At 36.5% G+C, this 18,505-nt stretch carries 14 protein-coding genes and 5 pseudogenes; 12 read left to right on the top strand and 7 right to left on the bottom strand.

Annotation, left to right across the window (positions count from 1 at the left end; all coding sequences use genetic code 11):
• Positions 1–422: 422 nt before the first annotated feature.
• Both BN1082_RS28365 and BN1082_RS28360 read right to left on the bottom strand, forming a co-directional pair.
• Positions 423–665 carry a hypothetical protein gene (locus tag BN1082_RS28365; protein ID WP_245640544.1) on the bottom strand — a complete coding sequence of 81 codons (243 nt, stop codon included), beginning with the start codon at positions 663–665 and terminating at the stop codon, positions 423–425.
• A gap of 60 nt (positions 666–725) precedes the next feature.
• Positions 726–968: pseudogene (locus tag BN1082_RS28360) on the bottom strand (cupin domain-containing protein); the annotation flags it as partial.
• 700 nt (positions 969–1,668) lie between these two features.
• Here BN1082_RS28360 and BN1082_RS28355 point away from each other — a divergent pair.
• From BN1082_RS28355 to abc-f, 6 genes and pseudogenes are all read left to right on the top strand, one after another.
• Positions 1,669–2,181, top strand: a pseudogene (locus BN1082_RS28355) (GNAT family N-acetyltransferase); the annotation flags it as partial.
• Positions 2,182–2,651: 470 nt separating this feature from the next.
• On the top strand, positions 2,652–2,807 hold the full coding sequence (locus BN1082_RS27815; protein WP_176699905.1) for a hypothetical protein: 156 nt from the start codon (positions 2,652–2,654) through the stop codon (positions 2,805–2,807).
• A gap of 188 nt (positions 2,808–2,995) precedes the next feature.
• Complete coding sequence (locus tag BN1082_RS22825; protein ID WP_090638782.1) at positions 2,996–3,181, top strand: hypothetical protein; 186 nt, start codon at positions 2,996–2,998, stop codon at positions 3,179–3,181.
• 270 nt (positions 3,182–3,451) lie between these two features.
• Positions 3,452–4,636, top strand: a complete 1,185-nt coding sequence (locus tag BN1082_RS22820) for a cytochrome P450 family protein (protein ID WP_090638778.1) — start codon at positions 3,452–3,454, stop codon at positions 4,634–4,636.
• A gap of 225 nt (positions 4,637–4,861) precedes the next feature.
• The gene (locus BN1082_RS22815) at positions 4,862–5,275 is read left to right on the top strand and encodes a DinB family protein (protein ID WP_245640521.1); all 414 of its coding nucleotides are present in this window, start codon (positions 4,862–4,864) and stop codon (positions 5,273–5,275) included.
• A 619-nt stretch (positions 5,276–5,894) separates the two neighbouring features.
• Positions 5,895–7,535 carry a ribosomal protection-like ABC-F family protein gene (abc-f, locus tag BN1082_RS22810; protein WP_090638776.1) on the top strand — a complete coding sequence of 547 codons (1,641 nt, stop codon included), beginning with the start codon at positions 5,895–5,897 and terminating at the stop codon, positions 7,533–7,535.
• A 576-nt stretch (positions 7,536–8,111) separates the two neighbouring features.
• Here the strand turns inward: abc-f and BN1082_RS22805 are convergent.
• Complete coding sequence (locus BN1082_RS22805) at positions 8,112–8,555, bottom strand: exosporium protein C (RefSeq protein WP_090639185.1); 444 nt, start codon at positions 8,553–8,555, stop codon at positions 8,112–8,114.
• 321 nt (positions 8,556–8,876) lie between these two features.
• A pseudogene (locus tag BN1082_RS22800) lies at positions 8,877–10,088 on the bottom strand (IS110 family RNA-guided transposase).
• Between the two features lie 766 nt (positions 10,089–10,854).
• Here BN1082_RS22800 and BN1082_RS22795 point away from each other — a divergent pair.
• Entirely contained in the window at positions 10,855–11,352 is a 498-nt protein-coding gene (locus BN1082_RS22795) for a DinB family protein (RefSeq protein WP_090638773.1), read from the top strand.
• Positions 11,353–11,360: 8 nt separating this feature from the next.
• Here the strand turns inward: BN1082_RS22795 and BN1082_RS22790 are convergent.
• A pseudogene (locus BN1082_RS22790) lies at positions 11,361–11,756 on the bottom strand (transposase); the annotation flags it as partial.
• A 531-nt stretch (positions 11,757–12,287) separates the two neighbouring features.
• Here BN1082_RS22790 and BN1082_RS29025 point away from each other — a divergent pair.
• The 3 genes from BN1082_RS29025 (at position 12,288) to BN1082_RS22770 (ending at position 15,478) form a co-directional block, all read left to right on the top strand.
• Positions 12,288–12,830 carry a carboxymuconolactone decarboxylase family protein gene (locus tag BN1082_RS29025; protein ID WP_483814928.1) on the top strand — a complete coding sequence of 181 codons (543 nt, stop codon included), beginning with the start codon at positions 12,288–12,290 and terminating at the stop codon, positions 12,828–12,830.
• A 703-nt stretch (positions 12,831–13,533) separates the two neighbouring features.
• A complete protein-coding gene (locus tag BN1082_RS22775; RefSeq protein WP_090638766.1) occupies positions 13,534–15,204 on the top strand; it encodes a P-loop domain-containing protein in 1,671 nt (556 codons plus the stop codon).
• On the top strand, positions 15,182–15,478 hold the full coding sequence (locus BN1082_RS22770; protein WP_090638764.1) for a chorismate mutase: 297 nt from the start codon (positions 15,182–15,184) through the stop codon (positions 15,476–15,478). The genes BN1082_RS22775 and BN1082_RS22770 overlap by 23 nt, the downstream gene beginning before the upstream one ends.
• 329 nt (positions 15,479–15,807) lie before the next feature.
• Here the strand turns inward: BN1082_RS22770 and BN1082_RS22765 are convergent, their stop codons facing one another.
• Positions 15,808–16,086: an HU family DNA-binding protein gene (locus tag BN1082_RS22765; RefSeq protein WP_090638761.1), complete on the bottom strand. Its 279-nt coding sequence runs from the start codon at positions 16,084–16,086 to the stop codon at positions 15,808–15,810.
• A gap of 208 nt (positions 16,087–16,294) precedes the next feature.
• Here BN1082_RS22765 and BN1082_RS22760 point away from each other — a divergent pair, with 208 nt between their 5' ends.
• Complete coding sequence (locus tag BN1082_RS22760; RefSeq protein ID WP_090638759.1) at positions 16,295–16,672, top strand: hypothetical protein; 378 nt, start codon at positions 16,295–16,297, stop codon at positions 16,670–16,672.
• Between the two features lie 264 nt (positions 16,673–16,936).
• Here BN1082_RS22760 and BN1082_RS28955 read toward each other — a convergent pair.
• Positions 16,937–18,072: pseudogene (locus tag BN1082_RS28955) on the bottom strand (IS110 family RNA-guided transposase).
• Between the two features lie 92 nt (positions 18,073–18,164).
• On the opposite strand from BN1082_RS28955, the gene BN1082_RS22750 reads away from it, so the two are divergent.
• Positions 18,165–18,500, top strand: coding sequence for a hypothetical protein (locus BN1082_RS22750; protein WP_141650904.1), 336 nt, complete (start codon positions 18,165–18,167; stop codon positions 18,498–18,500).
• Positions 18,501–18,505: the final 5 nt, after the last annotated feature.

The following is an 18,505-nucleotide window of genomic DNA, read 5'->3' as shown; positions in this document are numbered from 1 at the left end:
GTTCCAGTAAGAAGGTGAACATTCATCATTAGCTCTTTTTCAACAATCGGGCCAGATTGTTGAGTAACTCATTTTCAAAATAAATGGATATTTTAGTGTAGCTATAAAATAGAGTTTGATTAAAAATATTGGATGAAGCCTTATTTTGTGGTAAATAAAAAACAACCATTTTAAAAAAAGATTGATCAAAATGGTTGCATCTATTCTAATTGCTAATTTGATTTTTATAAAAAATATTGACTAAAACTTTTGCTCAATTTCAAAACATCTCAACTTCATTTCTAATCTATGATGACTGATTCCCTATTTTGAGCAAGATGAGTAATGCGAGCTATTAATTTTTCCACTCTTGCACCAGCATGGAGACAAGAGTGGATATTTCATAAGTAGATTTGCGAATGCAGCCACGGTTATCGTGAAGATCAAGACTTTCCATTTACAGTATAACCGAGGGCATTCGCGATTCGTGCCAATCCCCCCATAACGACCTTTTGAACGGTCACGGGAAGTCCGGCAATATATCCGTCCATGGATTTCCAGGCAAGCCCAAGCCATAACGGATTCGAAGGGATCCCTTTTTTATTCAGCTTTCCTTCGGTTTCTAACTTGTGAATGAGCATGAACATTTGCCAATGATTGCCAGGAGGGCGTATCTCATGTCGCATTATCATCTGTCCGTCGCTCTCATTCCAAAACTGATGGACCTGGCCGGGCGTAACCGTCAGACGTTCGCTCGGACCGGCCCAGATGTTTTTCCCGTCCACCCTGAAGCGCATGGTTCCCTGTATTATGGTAAACGTCTCCGTCAGCGAAGGATGCCAATGCGGTCCGTTGATCGCACCATTCCGGCTGATATTATGTTCGACCAGCAAATACTCCCCCTGGTCGTCCGTATTCCATTCCAAACAGGTGACGGTCGAGCCATCGGGATGAACCAGAACGCCCGGGTTCGGTTGATGTTGTCTCATCGTTATAACCTCATTTCTCCTTTGTGTTTTTGTTCGAGTATGTTATTTTCATTTTCATTGACGGTTCTTGTGCAAAAAAATGGTTCTACAGGAATATTCTTACTTTTATTATACAACTAGTTTAGTTTTTAAATGACTTAATTGTCACTTAACATAAACTTGAATGTTTTAATCAAACTTTGTTAAATTTAATCCAGAAAGCAACTCAAACACAAAACCCCCGAATTCGGCCAAAATCGGTTAAATTCAGGGGTTTTTATGTTGGGAAATAATTTATTTTTGCTCAAATAAAGAAAAAGGTGAATCTATTTTTTGATCAAACTTTTTTACAAACGGTTAAACTTTGTTTTAAACAGTTCGACTTTTTTCAAAACGGTACAATTTTCTTTAAGAGCCACATTTAGAAGAGATTGTGAAGAAATGTACTTAAACTAAAGTTTAGTTGAACAATCGTCATTAGCTTTTATTCAACAATCGGGACATATTGTGGAGTAATGCCTTTAAAGAAAATTGGATTTAAAAGTTAAAAATTAGAAGAGAGCTAATAATACGGATACATTTTCAAAAGTAATATATGAATCAACGTGGGTGAAAAACTAGATACATCAGCAAAATTGATCATTTGATTATTTTCAAAATTCAATCTAACATCTGATATAATTAGTAAATTAGGAAAACTACTACGGGATGGTGAATTTTATTGAAAATTCTCGAAACAGATCGGCTTACCCTTCGCCTGCAAACTACCAACGATTCGGCGTTTATCCTTGAGCTTTTAAACGATCCTTCCTGGTTGCAGTTTATAGGCGATCGCTGTGTGCGAACGCTGGATGACGCAAGGGCCTATATTTTGAATGGACCTGTTCGCATGTATGAACAATTCGGTTTCTGCCTTTATTTGGTGGAACGAAAGGAGGATCATGCCCAGATTGGAATTTGCGGTCTAGTAAAAAGAGATTCCTTGAAAGATGTGGATATTGGATTTGCCTTTCTCCCAAAGTATTGGTCAAAAGGATACGCCTATGAAGCAGCTTCCGCAGTAATGTCCTATGGAAAAGACACATTGGGACTTAGTCGCATTGTGGCAATCACGGCACAAGAGAATCAAGCTTCAGCCAGGCTGCTTGAAAAATTAGATTTTCGGTTTGAGAGATTGATTCAACTAGCCAATGTTCCCGAAGAGCTTAAGCTTTTTGTATTCGACAAAACCAAAAATTACATCAAAAAACAGCGGGAATCATCAGAAACAAAAGTGATTCTAGATCGATTAACTGCCTCATTTTTCGATGCTTTTACTAATATAAATGGAAATAAACCGAATGTACGCGCCCTCACCGAATTATTTATTCCAGAGGCAATGATCATTAAAAATACAGATTGCGCTCCAATTATTTATAGTCTTCAGCAGTTTATCGAACCCCGTGAGAAACTATTAAGTGAAGGGAACTTGATAAATTTCAAGGAAGAAGAATTGTACGAAATCACAGAGATTTTCGGAAATATCGCTCATCGCTTCAGCCTGTATCGAAAAATAGGTGTAATGTCTGGCGAAGCTTTTGATACAATGGGCATGAAAACAATGCAGTTCATTCGCACGCCCTGTGGTTGGAAGATAAGCTCAATAGCTTGGGATGATGAAAGAAATGGCTTAACCATTCCGGAAAAGTATCGAAAAAAATAACCATGCAAAAGACTCTCTTCTCGGGATATTTTTATACAGCCATAACAAGAACCAAGACAATACACGTTCTTATAGGTTTAAAACATGCTGCCAATAAAGCAGTAGCAACCAATCGAGTAAGAGAAACGAAAATCATCTTTAAAACTTCGTATACTTGATTTATGGAAGTGTTTTCAAGAAGATAAAATTAAATACAATTAAACAGAGGATCCTATTTAGCAGGTCCTCTGTTTTTTATAGAAATCACCCTACGATAGACTGCAAAGCATAAATGTAACAAAACATTCACAAGGAGTATTCATAAAAATGCAGAATTATTCTGTAGTATCCGAAAGGTTGTGAATGTATGAAAAGTCCAATGACAGCTGTAATTGTATATGAAGAGGATGGAATTTATTTTAGGGTTTATAATATGAGAGACAGGATTAAGGTTTATGCTCGTATGGGTAAAAAAACTGTTATCGAACATGGCAGTACACCATATGAAGCTGCTGAGAAAGCAAAGAGAAGATTAATGATACAGCAACTATAGAACCTCCATTCGGGATTGTTGTTAATAATTTTATTTGGATTCATTTACTCAGGTTCATAAATTAGATATTACAGGCTGCAAGTTTTTCTAATCTCCTTGCGGCTTTTTCTTATTTCACTAACGGATAGGAATTTTGAAGAAGGAAAGCGAATAAAATAACTTGGTGTATAGCTGCCAAAAGTGGCTTTTTGTTTAACCATTAACCGGGCAGGATATTTTAAAAAGAAAACCATTAGTATAATTTGTGTACCATTGAGAGGAGAATGAAGGGTGAATTCCCAATTCAAGTTGTTTTCCACTGAATTCACGCAAAATCCGTATCCCGCTTATGCTAGATTAAGAGAAACTGAACCAGTTTACAAAACGTTGTTCCCTGATGGACAGCATGGCTGGTTGATCACTAGATATGATGACGCTATAGAAGTCTTAAAGGATCCTAGGTTTATTAAGGATCTTTCAAAGCTTTATGGTGACAGCATGGAGCAAGAGAGTGTGTTTATGCATACTATGCTTTTTTCTGATCCGCCTGACCATAAAAGGCTGCGCGGGCTCGTGCAGAAGGCTTTCACCCCGCAAATGATTGCCGGCATGCGGGGAAGGATACAGGAAATTGCCAATGAACTACTAGACGTGGCAGCGAGTAAAACAAAGATGAATCTGATTGATGATTTTGCTTTTCCACTGCCAATTATCGTTATTTGCGAAATTCTAGGGGTCCCTTCTACAGACCGTGACAAGTTCCGTGTCTGGTCAAATTCGCTGATTGAAGGATCGAACGGCGAACATGCAGCAGAAATGTTCCAGCATACAAACGAATTTATTCAATATCTAAGCCAATGGTTTGAAAAAGTTCGACAAAACCCAGGAAATGACCTGATAAGCCAGTTGATAATGACTGATGAAAATGGAGATCAACTCAACGAACGTGAGCTGTATGGAGTTGTCACTCTATTAATCATTGCTGGCCATGAAACGACCGTAAATTTAATCGGCAATAGCATTCTCGCTTTACTAGAGAACCCTGAACAGCTAAATTTGTTGAAAAATAAGCCTGAACTGATTCATAATGCCATTGAGGAATCGCTGCGCTTTAATGGTCCGGTCGAGTTCAGTACATCCCGCTGGGCGAATGAGGATATGGATTTTAGAGGAAAATCAATTCGTAAAGGGGATTTAATTGTCCTCGCATTAAATTCGGCAAACCATGATCCTAATCAATTTAAAGATCCCGATATATTTGATATCACCAAAGAGAAAAGCCCGCATCTTGCTTTCGGAAAAGGGGTACATCTCTGCCTTGGAGCTCCGCTTGCCAGGCTGGAGGGGGAAATAGCGATTAACAGTTTCATAAAGAGGTTCCCACACATTGAGCTAGCTGTCAGTAAAGACCAGCTAGAGTGGAGGCCAGGAATGATTGTAAGGGGAGTAAAGGAAATACCGCTTAAATTAAAATAAATCAATTTTAAATTGAAAATAAATTTATTAAAGAAGTTTAAGGAATTGGCATGACACCTTAATCAGTGAGCTATCTACAACACGCCGCAAATGAATTTTGACCAAAGGGATTATCAATTAAAGGGATTAAATTGGAGGGAATAGAAAATGGATGTAAAGACACTTTTGTTACAACAATGAGCAAGCTGCTTAGATGAAGAAGACTGGTTTCCACCACTTGAAAAAGTGCTAGAGGATATTACTTTTGAACAGGCAATTTGGAAACCAGTTGAGGGGAAAATGAATTCCATTTGGGAATTAGTTTGTCATTTACTTTTCTATAAAAAGAGACTTCTGATGCGATTTCTTGGTGAAACAGCAAATGAACCCCAGGCAGAAGATAATGAATCTACATTTCGATTACCAACTGAGACGTTTCAAAATTGGAAGGAAACAAAACAAGAATACTTTTATGTTCATCGTGAACTTGAAAAAATATTAGCAAAATCAGAACATGAAGATTTGTATAGACAGATCCCTGGAGAAAGATCATTAGTGCTTGAACTGAAGAGTTTAGCATTGCACGACGCATATCATATTGGGCAAATTGTATCCCTATGTAAAATGCAAGGAGCTTGGGCAGGGAAAGGCAGCTTTTAAAAAAGCTTCATTAGCTTTACAGTTATTTCATTATAGGGGGCTTTAATGGAATAAGAACGGGAACGTCCAAATCGGACGTTCCCATATTTATACCTGTAAAACAACAATACTATTTAACAAAGCCAAAGTTTTTTAACCAAATCTATATAGAAAATTTTTTCGTTTAAAAAATAAAAAAGTTATTTAAAAACGCTAGCCTTACTATTCCACAATCGGGCCAGATTGTTGAGTAACGTTTTCAATAAAATTGGATATTTTATGTTGAAAATTGTGAAGATTTTCGCTTAAACTAACTTGCAGGTTGAATAGGCTAGCAGGAGGCAAGATAATCTTGTATTCTTGACTTAGAAGTGGTAAAATTTGTTTAATATTAAACGAAAGGAATGATGGGTGGACAATGGATAACTAACCTAATTTTTAACATTTGAAATAGTATATTTCAGATAATAAAACTTAGGATTAGTCTGCCCATTTTTCTATATACTAATTAGCTGTGATGCTAACTAGCTGAAAGGCTAAATAGCTTATTTGAGTACGGCAAAAATGCGATTTGACTAATCCTTCCAAAATTGTTTGGGAGGATTTTTTATTCTCCCTGAAAAAGAAGGGATGATTCTTTATGTTAGAACTAATGCAGTTACAAAATATAAAGGTTGAAATTCAAAATCATATTATTTTTGAAAATATAAATACGAATGTACAACAAGGGGATATTATCGGGATCATAGGTAAAAACGGTGCTGGAAAATCAACGTTGTTGCAATTACTGAACGGTGACTTTCCACCGACAGGAGGACACATTAAACACCTACAGGATGAACTTATAATAACTATGATTGAACAAGAAACCGAGACATATTCTTTTGATGAAGTAACACCTCAAGAAGAAGCTTTATTAAGAAAGTGGAATGTTCCAATCCGTGACTTCTCGAAATTAAGTGGAGGAGAAAGATTAAAAGCCCGCCTAGCAAAAGGTTTAGCCAAAGATACGGACATTTTATTGTTGGATGAACCAACAAATCATTTGGATGAACAGAGTTCGGACTTCCTAATTAGCCAAATTAAAAGTTATAAAGGTACCATTATTCTCGTATCACATGATCGTTATTTCTTAGATAAAGTTGTCACGAAAATATGGTCAATTGAAAACCAAAAGCTCATTAGTCATATTGGTAACTACACTAGTTATATGAAATTTCGTGAAAGGGAAAGACTTACACAGCAACGTGAATATGAGAAACAACAAAAGATGAAAGAGCGTATTGAAGGTCAAATGAATCAACTAACATCATGGTCAAAATCAGCTCATGCACAATCAACAAAACAGGAATTTCCTAAAGAATACTATCGTGTTAAAGCTAAACGAATGGATTCACAAGTAAAATCAAAACAAAAGCGTCTTGAAAAAGAACTTGAAAAAATTAAAGTTGATGCGCCTAGGGCTGAATACCAAGTGAATTTCACATTAAAATCGAATCATAAAGTAGGCAAGCGATTCTTAGAAGTTAAAAATTTAGAAAAGTCATTTGATGGACAAAAACTTTTTAAAGGTGCTAATTTTACCATTCAGCATGGAGAAAAGGTTTCGGTTACAGGTCCAAATGGGAGTGGTAAAACGACCTTTTTGAATATGATAGCCGGAAAAGAAACAGTTACCAAAGGTGATATCTGGATTTCTCCATCAGCAAATATTGGCTATTTAACTCAAGAAGTATTTGACTTGCCCCTTTATCAAACTCCTGAACAGTTATTTGATAAAGAGTCATTTGTAGAGAGAGGGCACGTACGAAATTTAATGAAACATTTAGGATTCCTGGATTCTCAGTGGACAGAGCCTATTGGTAATATGAGCATGGGTGAGCGTGTGAAGTGTAAGTTAATGAAATATATTCTAGAAGAAAAAGATGTACTCATCCTAGATGAACCTACGAACCATCTTGACTTGCCTTCCCGTGAACAACTTGAAGAAACATTAGAACAATATAATGGAACTTTAATGGTCGTGTCACACGATCGCTATTTACTTGAAAGAACAACAAACATTAAGCTCATTTTTTCAAATAATACCATATATAAGCAATTTCATGAGAAGGACTCAACACCAAAAAGAGATGATAATGATGAATTGCGTTTAACGCTTGAAACAGAACGACAAGAAGTCTTAGGGAAGCTTAGCTTTATTACTCCAAATAATAAAGAATATGAGGAACTGGATCTTAGGTTTAAAGAGCTCACGAAATTAATAAAGGGGCTTCAATGATTGGTTGGTAAAGACTTCTTAATATTTACTACATGAAGTCCTATATTCTAGTATCGCTATTCTTTTTATTAATAAATCAACATCAAAAGGTGCATCTCCAAAAAAGTGAGATGTACCTATTCTCATTTAGGCATTTTTTAAGTAGATTATACTGCAATAAGGAAAAAACCAAAAGGATATGACTTCTAAAAATGTATTAATTTCTTCACTAATTTCTGTTGTTCTTTCAGTTTTAACTTTATCGTGTCTTCGTGCTAATGGTATTATTATTCATAGCGGCAGTATTCTTGGATGGGTTATTTATGTAGTGATATATACCTTGTGTTTCTATGCGATAAAAAGGTATAAAGAAAAAAATATAATAACATTGTGAAATAAGCTAACGGGTGCATTCCTTTAATAAGGGATGTTTTTTTCTTATTGAAGTAAAGGGGGAGGTTTGCTGAAGAAGGATAGGACAATTTAATGTTTCAATTGTCCTATCGATTAAGAGATCTAAATAAAAAACAATACCACTTAACAAAAAAGGGCATTGGATGATTCTTACGATTATGGGAAGTCTAAGGCAGTTTGAATCTATAAATCACGTCCCTCGTCATCATGAGCTATGGCTAAACCACTAAACGAGATTGGTCCTACAACAGCTGCTTCTGTGCCATTTGTAATATTTTCAGCGGTCAATTCATAAAGATGTGATCCTTTTTTTACATTTGTATCAATAGCTTGGAATGTAGCAATATAATTAACCTCTGATGTAGGATCCGATTCCACTCCCTCTTGAGCACTAAAGATTTCTTTTCCATCACGAAAGATCTTAAATAAAATTTGTGATGTACCACTTACCCCACGGAGCCCTACTGTCGCAATTAATTCAACATGATTTTTATTTGCATTCTTTGGTATAGTTATACAGATGGCTGCTAGTACTATATGATTCGGAGAATGAGGAATAGCAATTGGGTTATTATTGTTAACCATACTAATAGGTTCTGTTGCTTGGTAATCAATAAGACGAACCATTATCATTTTATCACCCCCTTGTTTGTTATGTTATAAAGTATGTAGTAAAGAGAAATTTAGTTTGGACAAGCGTTTAATAATAAGATGTTTTTTTCCCTTAAAGGATAAAAAACTTTCTTTACCTAAGATGTTTTTGTTGATGTTACAAAAAAATATGCCTATTTGTTATATGCATTAAAAAAGAAGAAACTTGTTAAACTACCATGAAAATTAACTTCTGTAACCTTAGAAAAGAGGCAATACTTAAATAGACGCAGCTCATTCGTTTTTTAAAAAAGAGAGCGCCTGATCAATGGTGTATTTGGACTGGATTTATCGAGGTTAGGATGCTTCCGTTATTGTAACGGAATAGCCTAAGTTTTCTAGTCTACGACCTGAATGGCGAACAATAGATGTCTGTCTTTGTTTATCAATATAGTCTTCGCCTAAATCTACATACATTTCTTTCCTGGTCAAAAGGTAATATGCGATTCGCAACATCGCATGAGCTACTACAATGGCAGCTTTTTTATTTCCTTTTCGACCGGCTGTTCGTCTATAAAGTGCACCGAGATAGTATTTGGACCCTCTTACCGATTGAGCTGCTTCAGTTAATGCAGATCGTAAGTATTTATTTCCTTTTTAGATCTACTTGATTTCCTTTTTCCCGCACTTTCATTATGTCCAGGAACCAAGGCAGCCCATGAACATAGATGAGCAGCAGTGGGGAATTGATTTCCAACATCCGTACCAATTTCAGCTAAGATTTGTTCAGCCATTCTGGTGGCTATCCCAGGAATCGAATCGAGCCGTTCTTTGTCTTTCTGATAAGAGCTGACTTTTTGGGCGATCTCTAGGTCCAACAATCTGTTCGGTTAAAAAATCAATGTGCGTTAAAATGGTTTTTAACATTAGTCGTTGGTGTGATTTAACATAACCCCGAAGTGCTAATTCAAGTTCTTCCTTTTTTCATTTCGTTGTACGACGAGCGAAGTTTGCTAGTTTCTCAGGATCGTCTTCGCCATTCGCAATCGCACGAAGCATATCCTTCGATGAAACGCCCATAATATCAGACACAACAGAACCTAGTTTGATGTTAGCTCCTTCTAAAACTTTTTGAATCCGATTATCTTGTCTGGCACGTTCTTCAATGATACTACGACGATAGCGTACTAGTTCACGCAGTTCTCGTTGGTTCCGATCAGGAATAAAACTAGCTTTAAGAAGTCCATGACGAAGAAGTTGCGCTATCCATTCGGCATCTTTAACATCCGTTTTACGTCCCGGAAGTGCCTTCATGTGTTGAGCATTTACAACTAAAAATTCGATTCCCTCGGACTCTAATAAGTTAACAATAGGTTTCCAATAAACACTTGTACTCTCTATAGCTACGTGGGTACAGTTATTTTCTTTAATCCAGTCCAGTAACTTTAATAGAAAAACTGTTTTAGTAGAAAATGTTTGAATCTCCTTTCCTTCAGAGGTCATAATACAAGCAGTGATATTGTCCTTATGGACATCCAAACCACATGCTCTTTCAATGATTACATCCATTGATATCTTCCTTTCTAGGCAAGAAAATTTGAGGCTGGTGCAACAATCAGAATTAGGATTAATCTACCATGAGTGCTTCCCGTAAGGGAGCGACGGTTTGTGGTGCACCGTGGTCGTTGGAGTCAGACTAACGGATGGGCTCTCAGGCACCATAGTTTATCGACCTTCCTCTCCCAGCCTTAGAAACATTATGGATGGATTCAAGCCATTTTCATTCTTTGTGGTGAAGCGCCGTTTTTGCGCTTCATGGATGGCTAACGAGTGCGTTATTTCAATAATAATTAAATGTTTTTGGGGCTAAAACCATATTTTCGTTATTCCATTAAAGGGCGCTATCCTTGAACAAGTATAAGCGCTAATTTTCCTTTTTAGGGCCATATTGTTGAACAACACTAGGTTAAAGTTTAGGCGAATTGTAGTCAGGTACATGAAGAAGGAATTTAAACTGGATGAAGCGAATAAGTCATATTGAACTTGGTTTTCTTGTATTCTCAAAATAAATGATTGGAGGATTTCATTGAGAACATTTTTTCGTTATATGGTCGACAGTAGCAAATGAAGATGATTTTGATGCGTATGAATGGCTGTTTTCGAAATCGATTGAGGATTATTGTTATCGTCACCCGGAAGATTCGGATATCCCTGCCATGTTGGAGAGAATTAGAAGCTGGAGAGAAATGTATCTCCAATATGGAAGGGACACACTTGGTTTTTTCATGTCTTTTAACTTTGAAAGATTACACTAAAAAGTGAGGAGATTAGTTTTATGCAAGTTGTAGCCAAAATGTTTTTAGAACAACTCGACATGCATTGCTATAAGAATGAGTGGTTTGCATCCATGGATCAGGCGCTTCATGGAGTCATCGCAGCTGAGGCAGCATGGACAAGTTCGGGAATCAGCAATTCGATTTGGCAAATTGTCAACCACTTGATATTTTGGAATGAAGACGTGATCCATCGAATTAAGGGCACAGAGAATCCGCATAAAGCAGAAGGCAATGATGAAACCTTTGGAAATCCGGGGGATCCAGAAGACGAAATTGGGTGGGCCCAGACAGTGCAGCGCCTTTATGAAGTCATGAATGAATTAAAAACGGTCATTGCGGACCTTGACGATGAAAAGTTAACAGCTCCGTATGCAGCTAACAGTAACTCTATTGAGCGTTTACTCAGCAATATCATGATGCACGATACGTATCATCTCGGCCAAATTGTTCTGTTGCGAAAGTTGCAATCCTCTTGGAGTGGCGTTGATTGGTCCTAACGAAATTAATGAGCTGTTTCCGTTAATGCAGAACTTAAATACTTGTTTCCTTTTTTGGTCTTGGCCGATTTCCTCTTACCTGCACTTTCATTCTGTTCTGGTACAAGGCCGGCCCAGGAACACATATGGGCTGCAATCAGAAACTGGGATTTCACATTGGTTCCGACTTCCGACAGAATCTGTTCGGCCATTCTCCTTCCGAATCCGGGAATGGAATCGAGTCTTTCGATATCTTCCTCTTGAGGGACGAGTCTTTTCGCAACTTCCTGATCGAGCAACTCGATTTGTTGAGTAAGAAAATCAATGTGGCCTAAGATGGTTTTCAACATTAATCGCTGATGAGGGCCAATATAACCTTTCAAGGCCATTTCCAATTCATCTTTTTTCTTTTTCATGGTGCACCGTGGTCGCCGGAGTCAGACTAATGGTTCGGTTCTAAGGCACCATAGTGTATCGACCTTCTTCGCCAGCCTATCATTAATATAGACACTGAACCATTTTCATTATCCGTGCTGCATCTGAGCTGCATATTTGGCTAATGCTTACGATTTTAAATATGCTATGATCGATTTTAGGATTAAACACATATTTTCGTTATTCCATTAAAGGGCGCGTTTATTTAGGAACGCGTCTTTTTCATTTACGGGCCAGATTGTGGAATAACGATTTTAATTGTATCGTGAAGATTGTGAAGAAATACAATTAAACTAACTGGCAGTTTACCTCAATTAGTTACTTTATTGAATAGATGACAATTTTTATGTTAAAATATACAAAATTCAGAATTAATAAGAGATAAATATCATTATCAAAAAAGTCCATTTTAATTCTTTTAATTGCTTCAAGGCCTTATTATCGTTTCGGTCAATATTCACTAGCTAACAAAATTGGGAAACAGGAGATTAAAAAATTTGTTTTAGATGGAGGAAAGGGATATGACACGTATTAAAGGAGTTTCTCCTGAAAACGTTGAAGGGTTCATTAAAGACGTATATGATAATCAGATTCAAAGGTATGGAAAAGTATTAGCAAACCACACTTTGTATGCTAGAAGACCAACTATATTTAAAGCTGTTCGGGGTATGTGGGAGGGAATCGGTTTATCTGGTTTAATTAGTGAAGAACTTCAAACCCTAATAAATATTAGAGTAGCTAGTATTAACGGATGCCCATTTTGAACAGACATTAACGCTGCCGTGGGCAGTGAATTAGGAATCAATGTAGAAAAAATTAAAGCTTTGAGTGAATATAAGGATAGTCCTTTATTTGATGAAAAAGAAAAATTAGCACTTGAGTATGCAGATGCAATTACATTTTCTAACAAAGATGTGAATGACCTATTATTTGATAATCTAAGGAAGTATTATGATGAAGATATGATTGTTGAATTGACAGCCATTATTACTTGGGAGAATTTCTCAAGCAAGTTTAACCGGGCTCTTCGAGTTCCATCTCAAGGATTTTGTGATGAATTATAAACATATAATGGAAAGAGAACTAAACGTATGAACTGCACCCCAATTGTTAGACACCAACTAACAATTGGAGGTGCAGTTTTTTTATGACGAAATATTCTTTCAATATGTTAGAATTTGGATAATCAGGAAATAAAAAGAGTTGCCAGAAAATGACGCGCATTTTTTGGTAGAAAGTGGGGAAGAACCCTTGCTAAACATGGGTTCTTCCCTATTTTTTATCTTCTCTTTGAAATAGCTTTAACATGAATTCGGAAAGTAACCGCTTAGAAAGTTGAAGAAACTGCGTGAAATCAAGGTTTGTCGGTCACAAAAAGTTATTAATTTTTTTGCAAAAAAACAGGACACGATGCACCTATTTTCAAATGGTTAAATTAATGTTATGATTGTGTTGCTGTAAAAATAAATCGTAACGAGGTGAGGATAATGAAAACAAAAAAATATACGTCTTATCCTCATATTGCTTTTTAGTTATTTTTTTACGAATACATTAGGCTCTGAGGGTAGGATTCACTCTCAGGGCTTTTATATTTAGGCAGAAGGAACGTTTAAGCTTTCTTGCCGATCTATGACAGCCACTTACGGAGTGGCTGTTATTTTTTTGTTTCCCGTTATTCACCGCTTTCCAAATATGAAAGGATGATTTTTTATTAAAAGACTCGCTCAATATTTTCGCTCATTACAATCCGGACAGTCATCTTACAGTATGATTTATGAAGGTTCATTCTTTGATCCATCAGAAGGGGTGACGATATGTGACCCAACCTATTGGAATAATGATGTTGCCTATTACATTGAACGGACACATAAACTCACACTGGATAAACCATGTATCACCATAAAAATACCTTTTGACCGTCTCGGCTTAGATGAAAATATGGATCAAGTTGTTCTCTCAGATTTTGCATTAAGAGAATGGGGTGATCATATTGAGGCATTAAATGAATTGATTTATAACCGGTCACGTTCTGATAAAGAAAATGGTGCTTTTTATTGTTTTCGTCCAACCAATGTGGTGTTGCAACGTAATGCATCCTTTGTCGAAGTCATCTCGGAAAAATGGTATCTATGCTTAATGATTACAGTTCAACTTCCATTCAAGAATAATGATAAAGCTATGCGCATGCTCTGCAAAATGCTTCCAAAAAAAGTGGAGGAGTTTATTGCCAAGTTTGATCTCATCAAATTAAATGCTGCCTATGAATTGGAAATAAAACAAAATATGATTCGCGAATGGCTGAAATCCAGTGATTATTGTGCGTTTATTGCGAATGGCAGCATTTTGCCAAGAAATAAAGACAACAGCGGACCACTAGAGGGTGCCTTGCCTTTTACATCCCCGGAAGATGTTGAAGTTGAAATTTGTTGTTTGCGAGGAATGGGAATAAAACATGGTGTGACGGTCATCACCGGCGGTGGTTACTCGGGTAAAAGCACATTGCTGGATGCACTAAATTCGGGGATTTACAATCACATCATAGGTGACGGACGAGAATTTGTGATTACAGATCAAAGCGCAATGGAAATATCTGCAGAGGAAGGCCGTTCCATAAAAAATATCAATATTACGCCTTTCATAAAATGGATACCCAATAGTTCGGCTGAACAGTTTTCGACTGACTACGCCTCAGGTTCCACATCTCAAGCCGCAAATATTATGGAGGCAATCAACTTCGGATGTAAGCTTCTTCTTATTGATGAAGACAGAAGTGCGACCAATTTTATGATTCAAGACATCAAAATGCGTTCATTAATCAAGCATGAACCCATTACACCTTTTACGGAACGTGTCAGGGAGCTTTATGAGGCTGTTGGCGTATCTTCCGTTCTTGTTATTGGAGGTAGCGGTGAATTTTTATCCGTTGCCGATCAAATAATCCTGATGGACAATTTTGTGCCAAAAAACGTAACCCAGGAAGCAAAAAATTTATGTGAACACGACAAACCACGCGAACGTATCCCCCTTACAAAATGGGAGATAGAAAGAAAAATAACCACCAATCACTTTTCGAGCTATCCACAGGGCAGTGGTACAGAAAAGCTGATGGTTTCAACCATGGGATACATGATGATAGGTGATGAACAAATTGATATCAGAGGGCTTTACAATATCACATCACACGCCCAGCTTGCAGCTATTGCCTTTTTAATTCGAAAAATAGCTATAAGTAATCAGGATCGCCTCATCTTTCTTCATGAAAAGATCAAAAAAGCTCTCGAAGATATGGAGAGAGAAGGAGTGGATATTGTATTTTCTTCCTTTTTTCCTGGTTTCGAAAGATGGCTTGAATTACCTAGAATTAATGAAGTATTATCTGTCATAAACCGAATGAAACATTTGAATTTTATTCAGCTTGAGCCCTCTGAACACCTCTAATTACGACATAAATATTGATTATCTTGATAATCAAATAGTTAAGTTAATTAGTGAAAGAAGTAGATACGATGAACAAGCTGCAAAATCCAAAAAGGATACTGAAGATGTTAAAGCGCCAAAAAGAGTTGAAACTGTAATTCAAAAAGCTAGAACAATCGCTGATGAAAATAATGTAAATCCTGATATTATTGAACAAGTATATAGAACAATGATTTCTTGCTATATAAATCACGAATTAATCCATCATTCAAAAATAGATAATAAACAAAGGTAAATTACAAGATGCAATACAATAAGTGGTCGGAAACGTATTATATCCTATATATTCAGCAATCGGGCGCTTTTCTTGAATAAGAAGGCGTCTTTTTGTATTGTACTGGATTCTGGAACAACACTTATTAGGGATTGGAGTAATATTAAGGTGTAGAAGAGATTGTGAAGGATTCCACTTAAACTTTCGGGTGCTTTAGCTGAAAACTATAATATATTATTGGCTGCTTTATTAGAGTTTTTGCACCATATCAACATTGGAATTTGGCAAATCAAATTAAAAAAAGTGATGGTTTGAACAACCATCACTTTTTGTTATGTAGTAAGAGTAAGTTATTTACCAGCTACAGCATCCTTTAATTGCTTTCCAGGCTTAAATGCAGGGACTTTTCCGCCTTGGATTTCAATTTCTTCTCCAGTTTGTGGGTTACGTCCCTTACGAGCAGCACGTTCACGAACCTCAAAGTTACCGAAACCTATTAATTGAACTTTATCTCCATTTTTTAATGCTTCTAAAATAGAATTAAAAACCGCATCTACAGCTTTGCCAGCATCTTTCTGTGTAAGTTCGGAAGTTTGAGCTACTAAACTCACAAGTTCTGTTTTATTCATTGATAACACTCCTTAAAAATAAATTGAACCCTTATGGGGCGTACCTAAGTTTTACCATATCGCACATAAGTTCGCAACTATTTAACTAAGGTGAATGTTACTTATTTGTGAGAATTTTCACTTAAACGAAAGGATCAGTTTAGTTCAATAAGAAAAAGGAAGAAAAACCCATCCTTTGATATATAATTAAAAACAGGGAGGGGTCAATATGATAAAAAGGGCTTTAATGTTGCTTCTTATTTCTTCAATTTTATTAACAGCTTGTTCAGATTCTAAAGTGATAAATTTTGAGGGAAAAAGTGATAATTGGCAAGTAATCTATTCAGTAAATTTGCTTGATAAAAATAGCGAATCATCAAAAGTTACTATAAAATATATCGGAGTAAAGCCAATTCCTAAAAAGATAAAGTATTCGGTTGAAACTGCTACTGGAAATACGAGCGGTGAAACTCATTTAAAGAATGGAGTATTGGTAACAGGTGAAAGTTCTTGCAGTGGTTGTTCAGTTACCCAAGAAAATGAAAAAATAACAGCAACTATAACTTGGAAGGATGAATCAGAAACCATAATTTTAAAAAATCATTAGTTAATTTATAAAGTGAAATGTTTTAAGTGCTTTTAGTGACTTGCTTATTAACCTAACAAGGGAATGAGTTTAACAAGGAGTTGCCTGCTACCATGAAAATTAACTTCTGTTACATCCAAAAATCGGCAATACTTAAATTGACGCAGCTCATTCATCTTTTTTTAAAGGGGAGAGCGTCTTGATCAGGTAGTTATATAAATTACTGTTGGATTAGGAAGCTTCCGTTATCGTTACCGTGTAACCTAAGTTTTCTAGTCTCCGAACTTAATGGGATACAATGGATACCTGTCTTTGTTTATCAAAGTAGTCTTCGCCTAAGTCTACATACATTTCTTTTCTAGTTAACAGGTAATATGCGATGCGCAATATGGCATGGGCGACTACAATAGCTGCTCTTTTGTTGCCTTTTCGTCCGGCTGTACGTCTATACAATGCGCCAAGATAGTTTTTTGAACCTCTCACTGATTGAGCTGCTTCAGTTAAAGCAGATCTTAAGTACTTATTTCCCTTTTTAGATCTAGTGGATATTCTTTTCCCAGCACTTTCGTTATGACCTGGTACGAGAGCTGCCCATAAACAAAGATGAGCGGCGGTTGGAAATTGGTTTTTAACATCAGTACCGATTTCAGCTAAGATTTGTTCAGCCATTCTCCGGGCTATTCCAGGAATTGAATCTAGCCTTTCAATATCTTCTTCATAAGAGTTAATCCGTTGAGCTATCTCTTGATCTAACATTTCAATTTGATCAGTGAGAAAATTATGTGAGTTAAAATTGTTTTGAGCATTAATCGTTGATGAGGGTTAACATAACCCTGAAGTGCTAATTCCATCTCTTCTTTTTTCTTTTTCATTGTACGCCGGGCGAAGTTTGCTAGTTTTTCAGGATCCTCTTCGCCATCCGCGATACCTCGAAGCATATCTTTTGATGAAACGCCCATTATATCAGATACAACTGAACCAAGTTTGATATTGGCTCCTTCTAAAACCTTTTGAATCCGATTATGTTGTCTGGCGCGTTCCTCAATAATACTACGTCGATAGCGTACTAGTTCCCGTAATTCCCGCTGAGTCCAATTAGGGATAAAACTAGCTTTAAGAAGACCATGACGAAGGAGTTGTGCAATCCACTCTGCATCCTTAACGTCGGTCTTACGACCGGGGAGTGCCTTAATGTGTTGGGCATTAACCACTAAAAACTCTATTCCTTCAAATTCTAATAAGTTAACAATGGGTTACCAATATACACTTGTGCTTTCCATCGCTACGTGGATACATGAATTCTCCTTAATCCAATCTAAAAGATTCAATAGAAAAACAGTTTTAGTAGAGAACGTTCGGATCTCCCTTCCTACAGGTGTCATAATACAAGCAGTGATATTGTCCTTATGGACATCTAACATGCCCTTTCAATGATTACATCCATTGAAATACTTCCTTTTTAGGCTTGAAAATTGGGGGCTGGTGCAACAATCAGAATTAGGATTAATCTACCATGAGTGCTTCCAGCAAGGGGAGCGACAGTTTGCGGTGCACCGTGGTCGTTGGAGTCAGACTAACGGATGGGCTCATAGGTCTTTCAAGTGGTAAAATTACATATGAGAATATAAAAAATATAGATTTAAAACTTACATTAAATGATATGAATAACCCCATTTTTAAAATTATTTTCTTTACCTCATTAATCAAAGATGGCTATGATAAAGATTCATCTAAAGTAAAGAATGCTGTTACTAAAATTGAAAAATGGCAAGGTTATTTTGAAATTATTTTAAAGCAACAAAATTTTAAAACACCAGAATCGGGCGAGATTGAAGAGCAACATAGATAGGAAAT

The organism is Neobacillus massiliamazoniensis (assembly GCF_001048695.1).
Taxonomy (GTDB): domain Bacteria; phylum Bacillota; class Bacilli; order Bacillales; family Cytobacillaceae; genus Neobacillus; species Neobacillus massiliamazoniensis.
The sequence above is the reverse complement of the archived record's forward strand: the minus strand, read 5'-3'. Positions and strand labels throughout refer to the sequence as shown.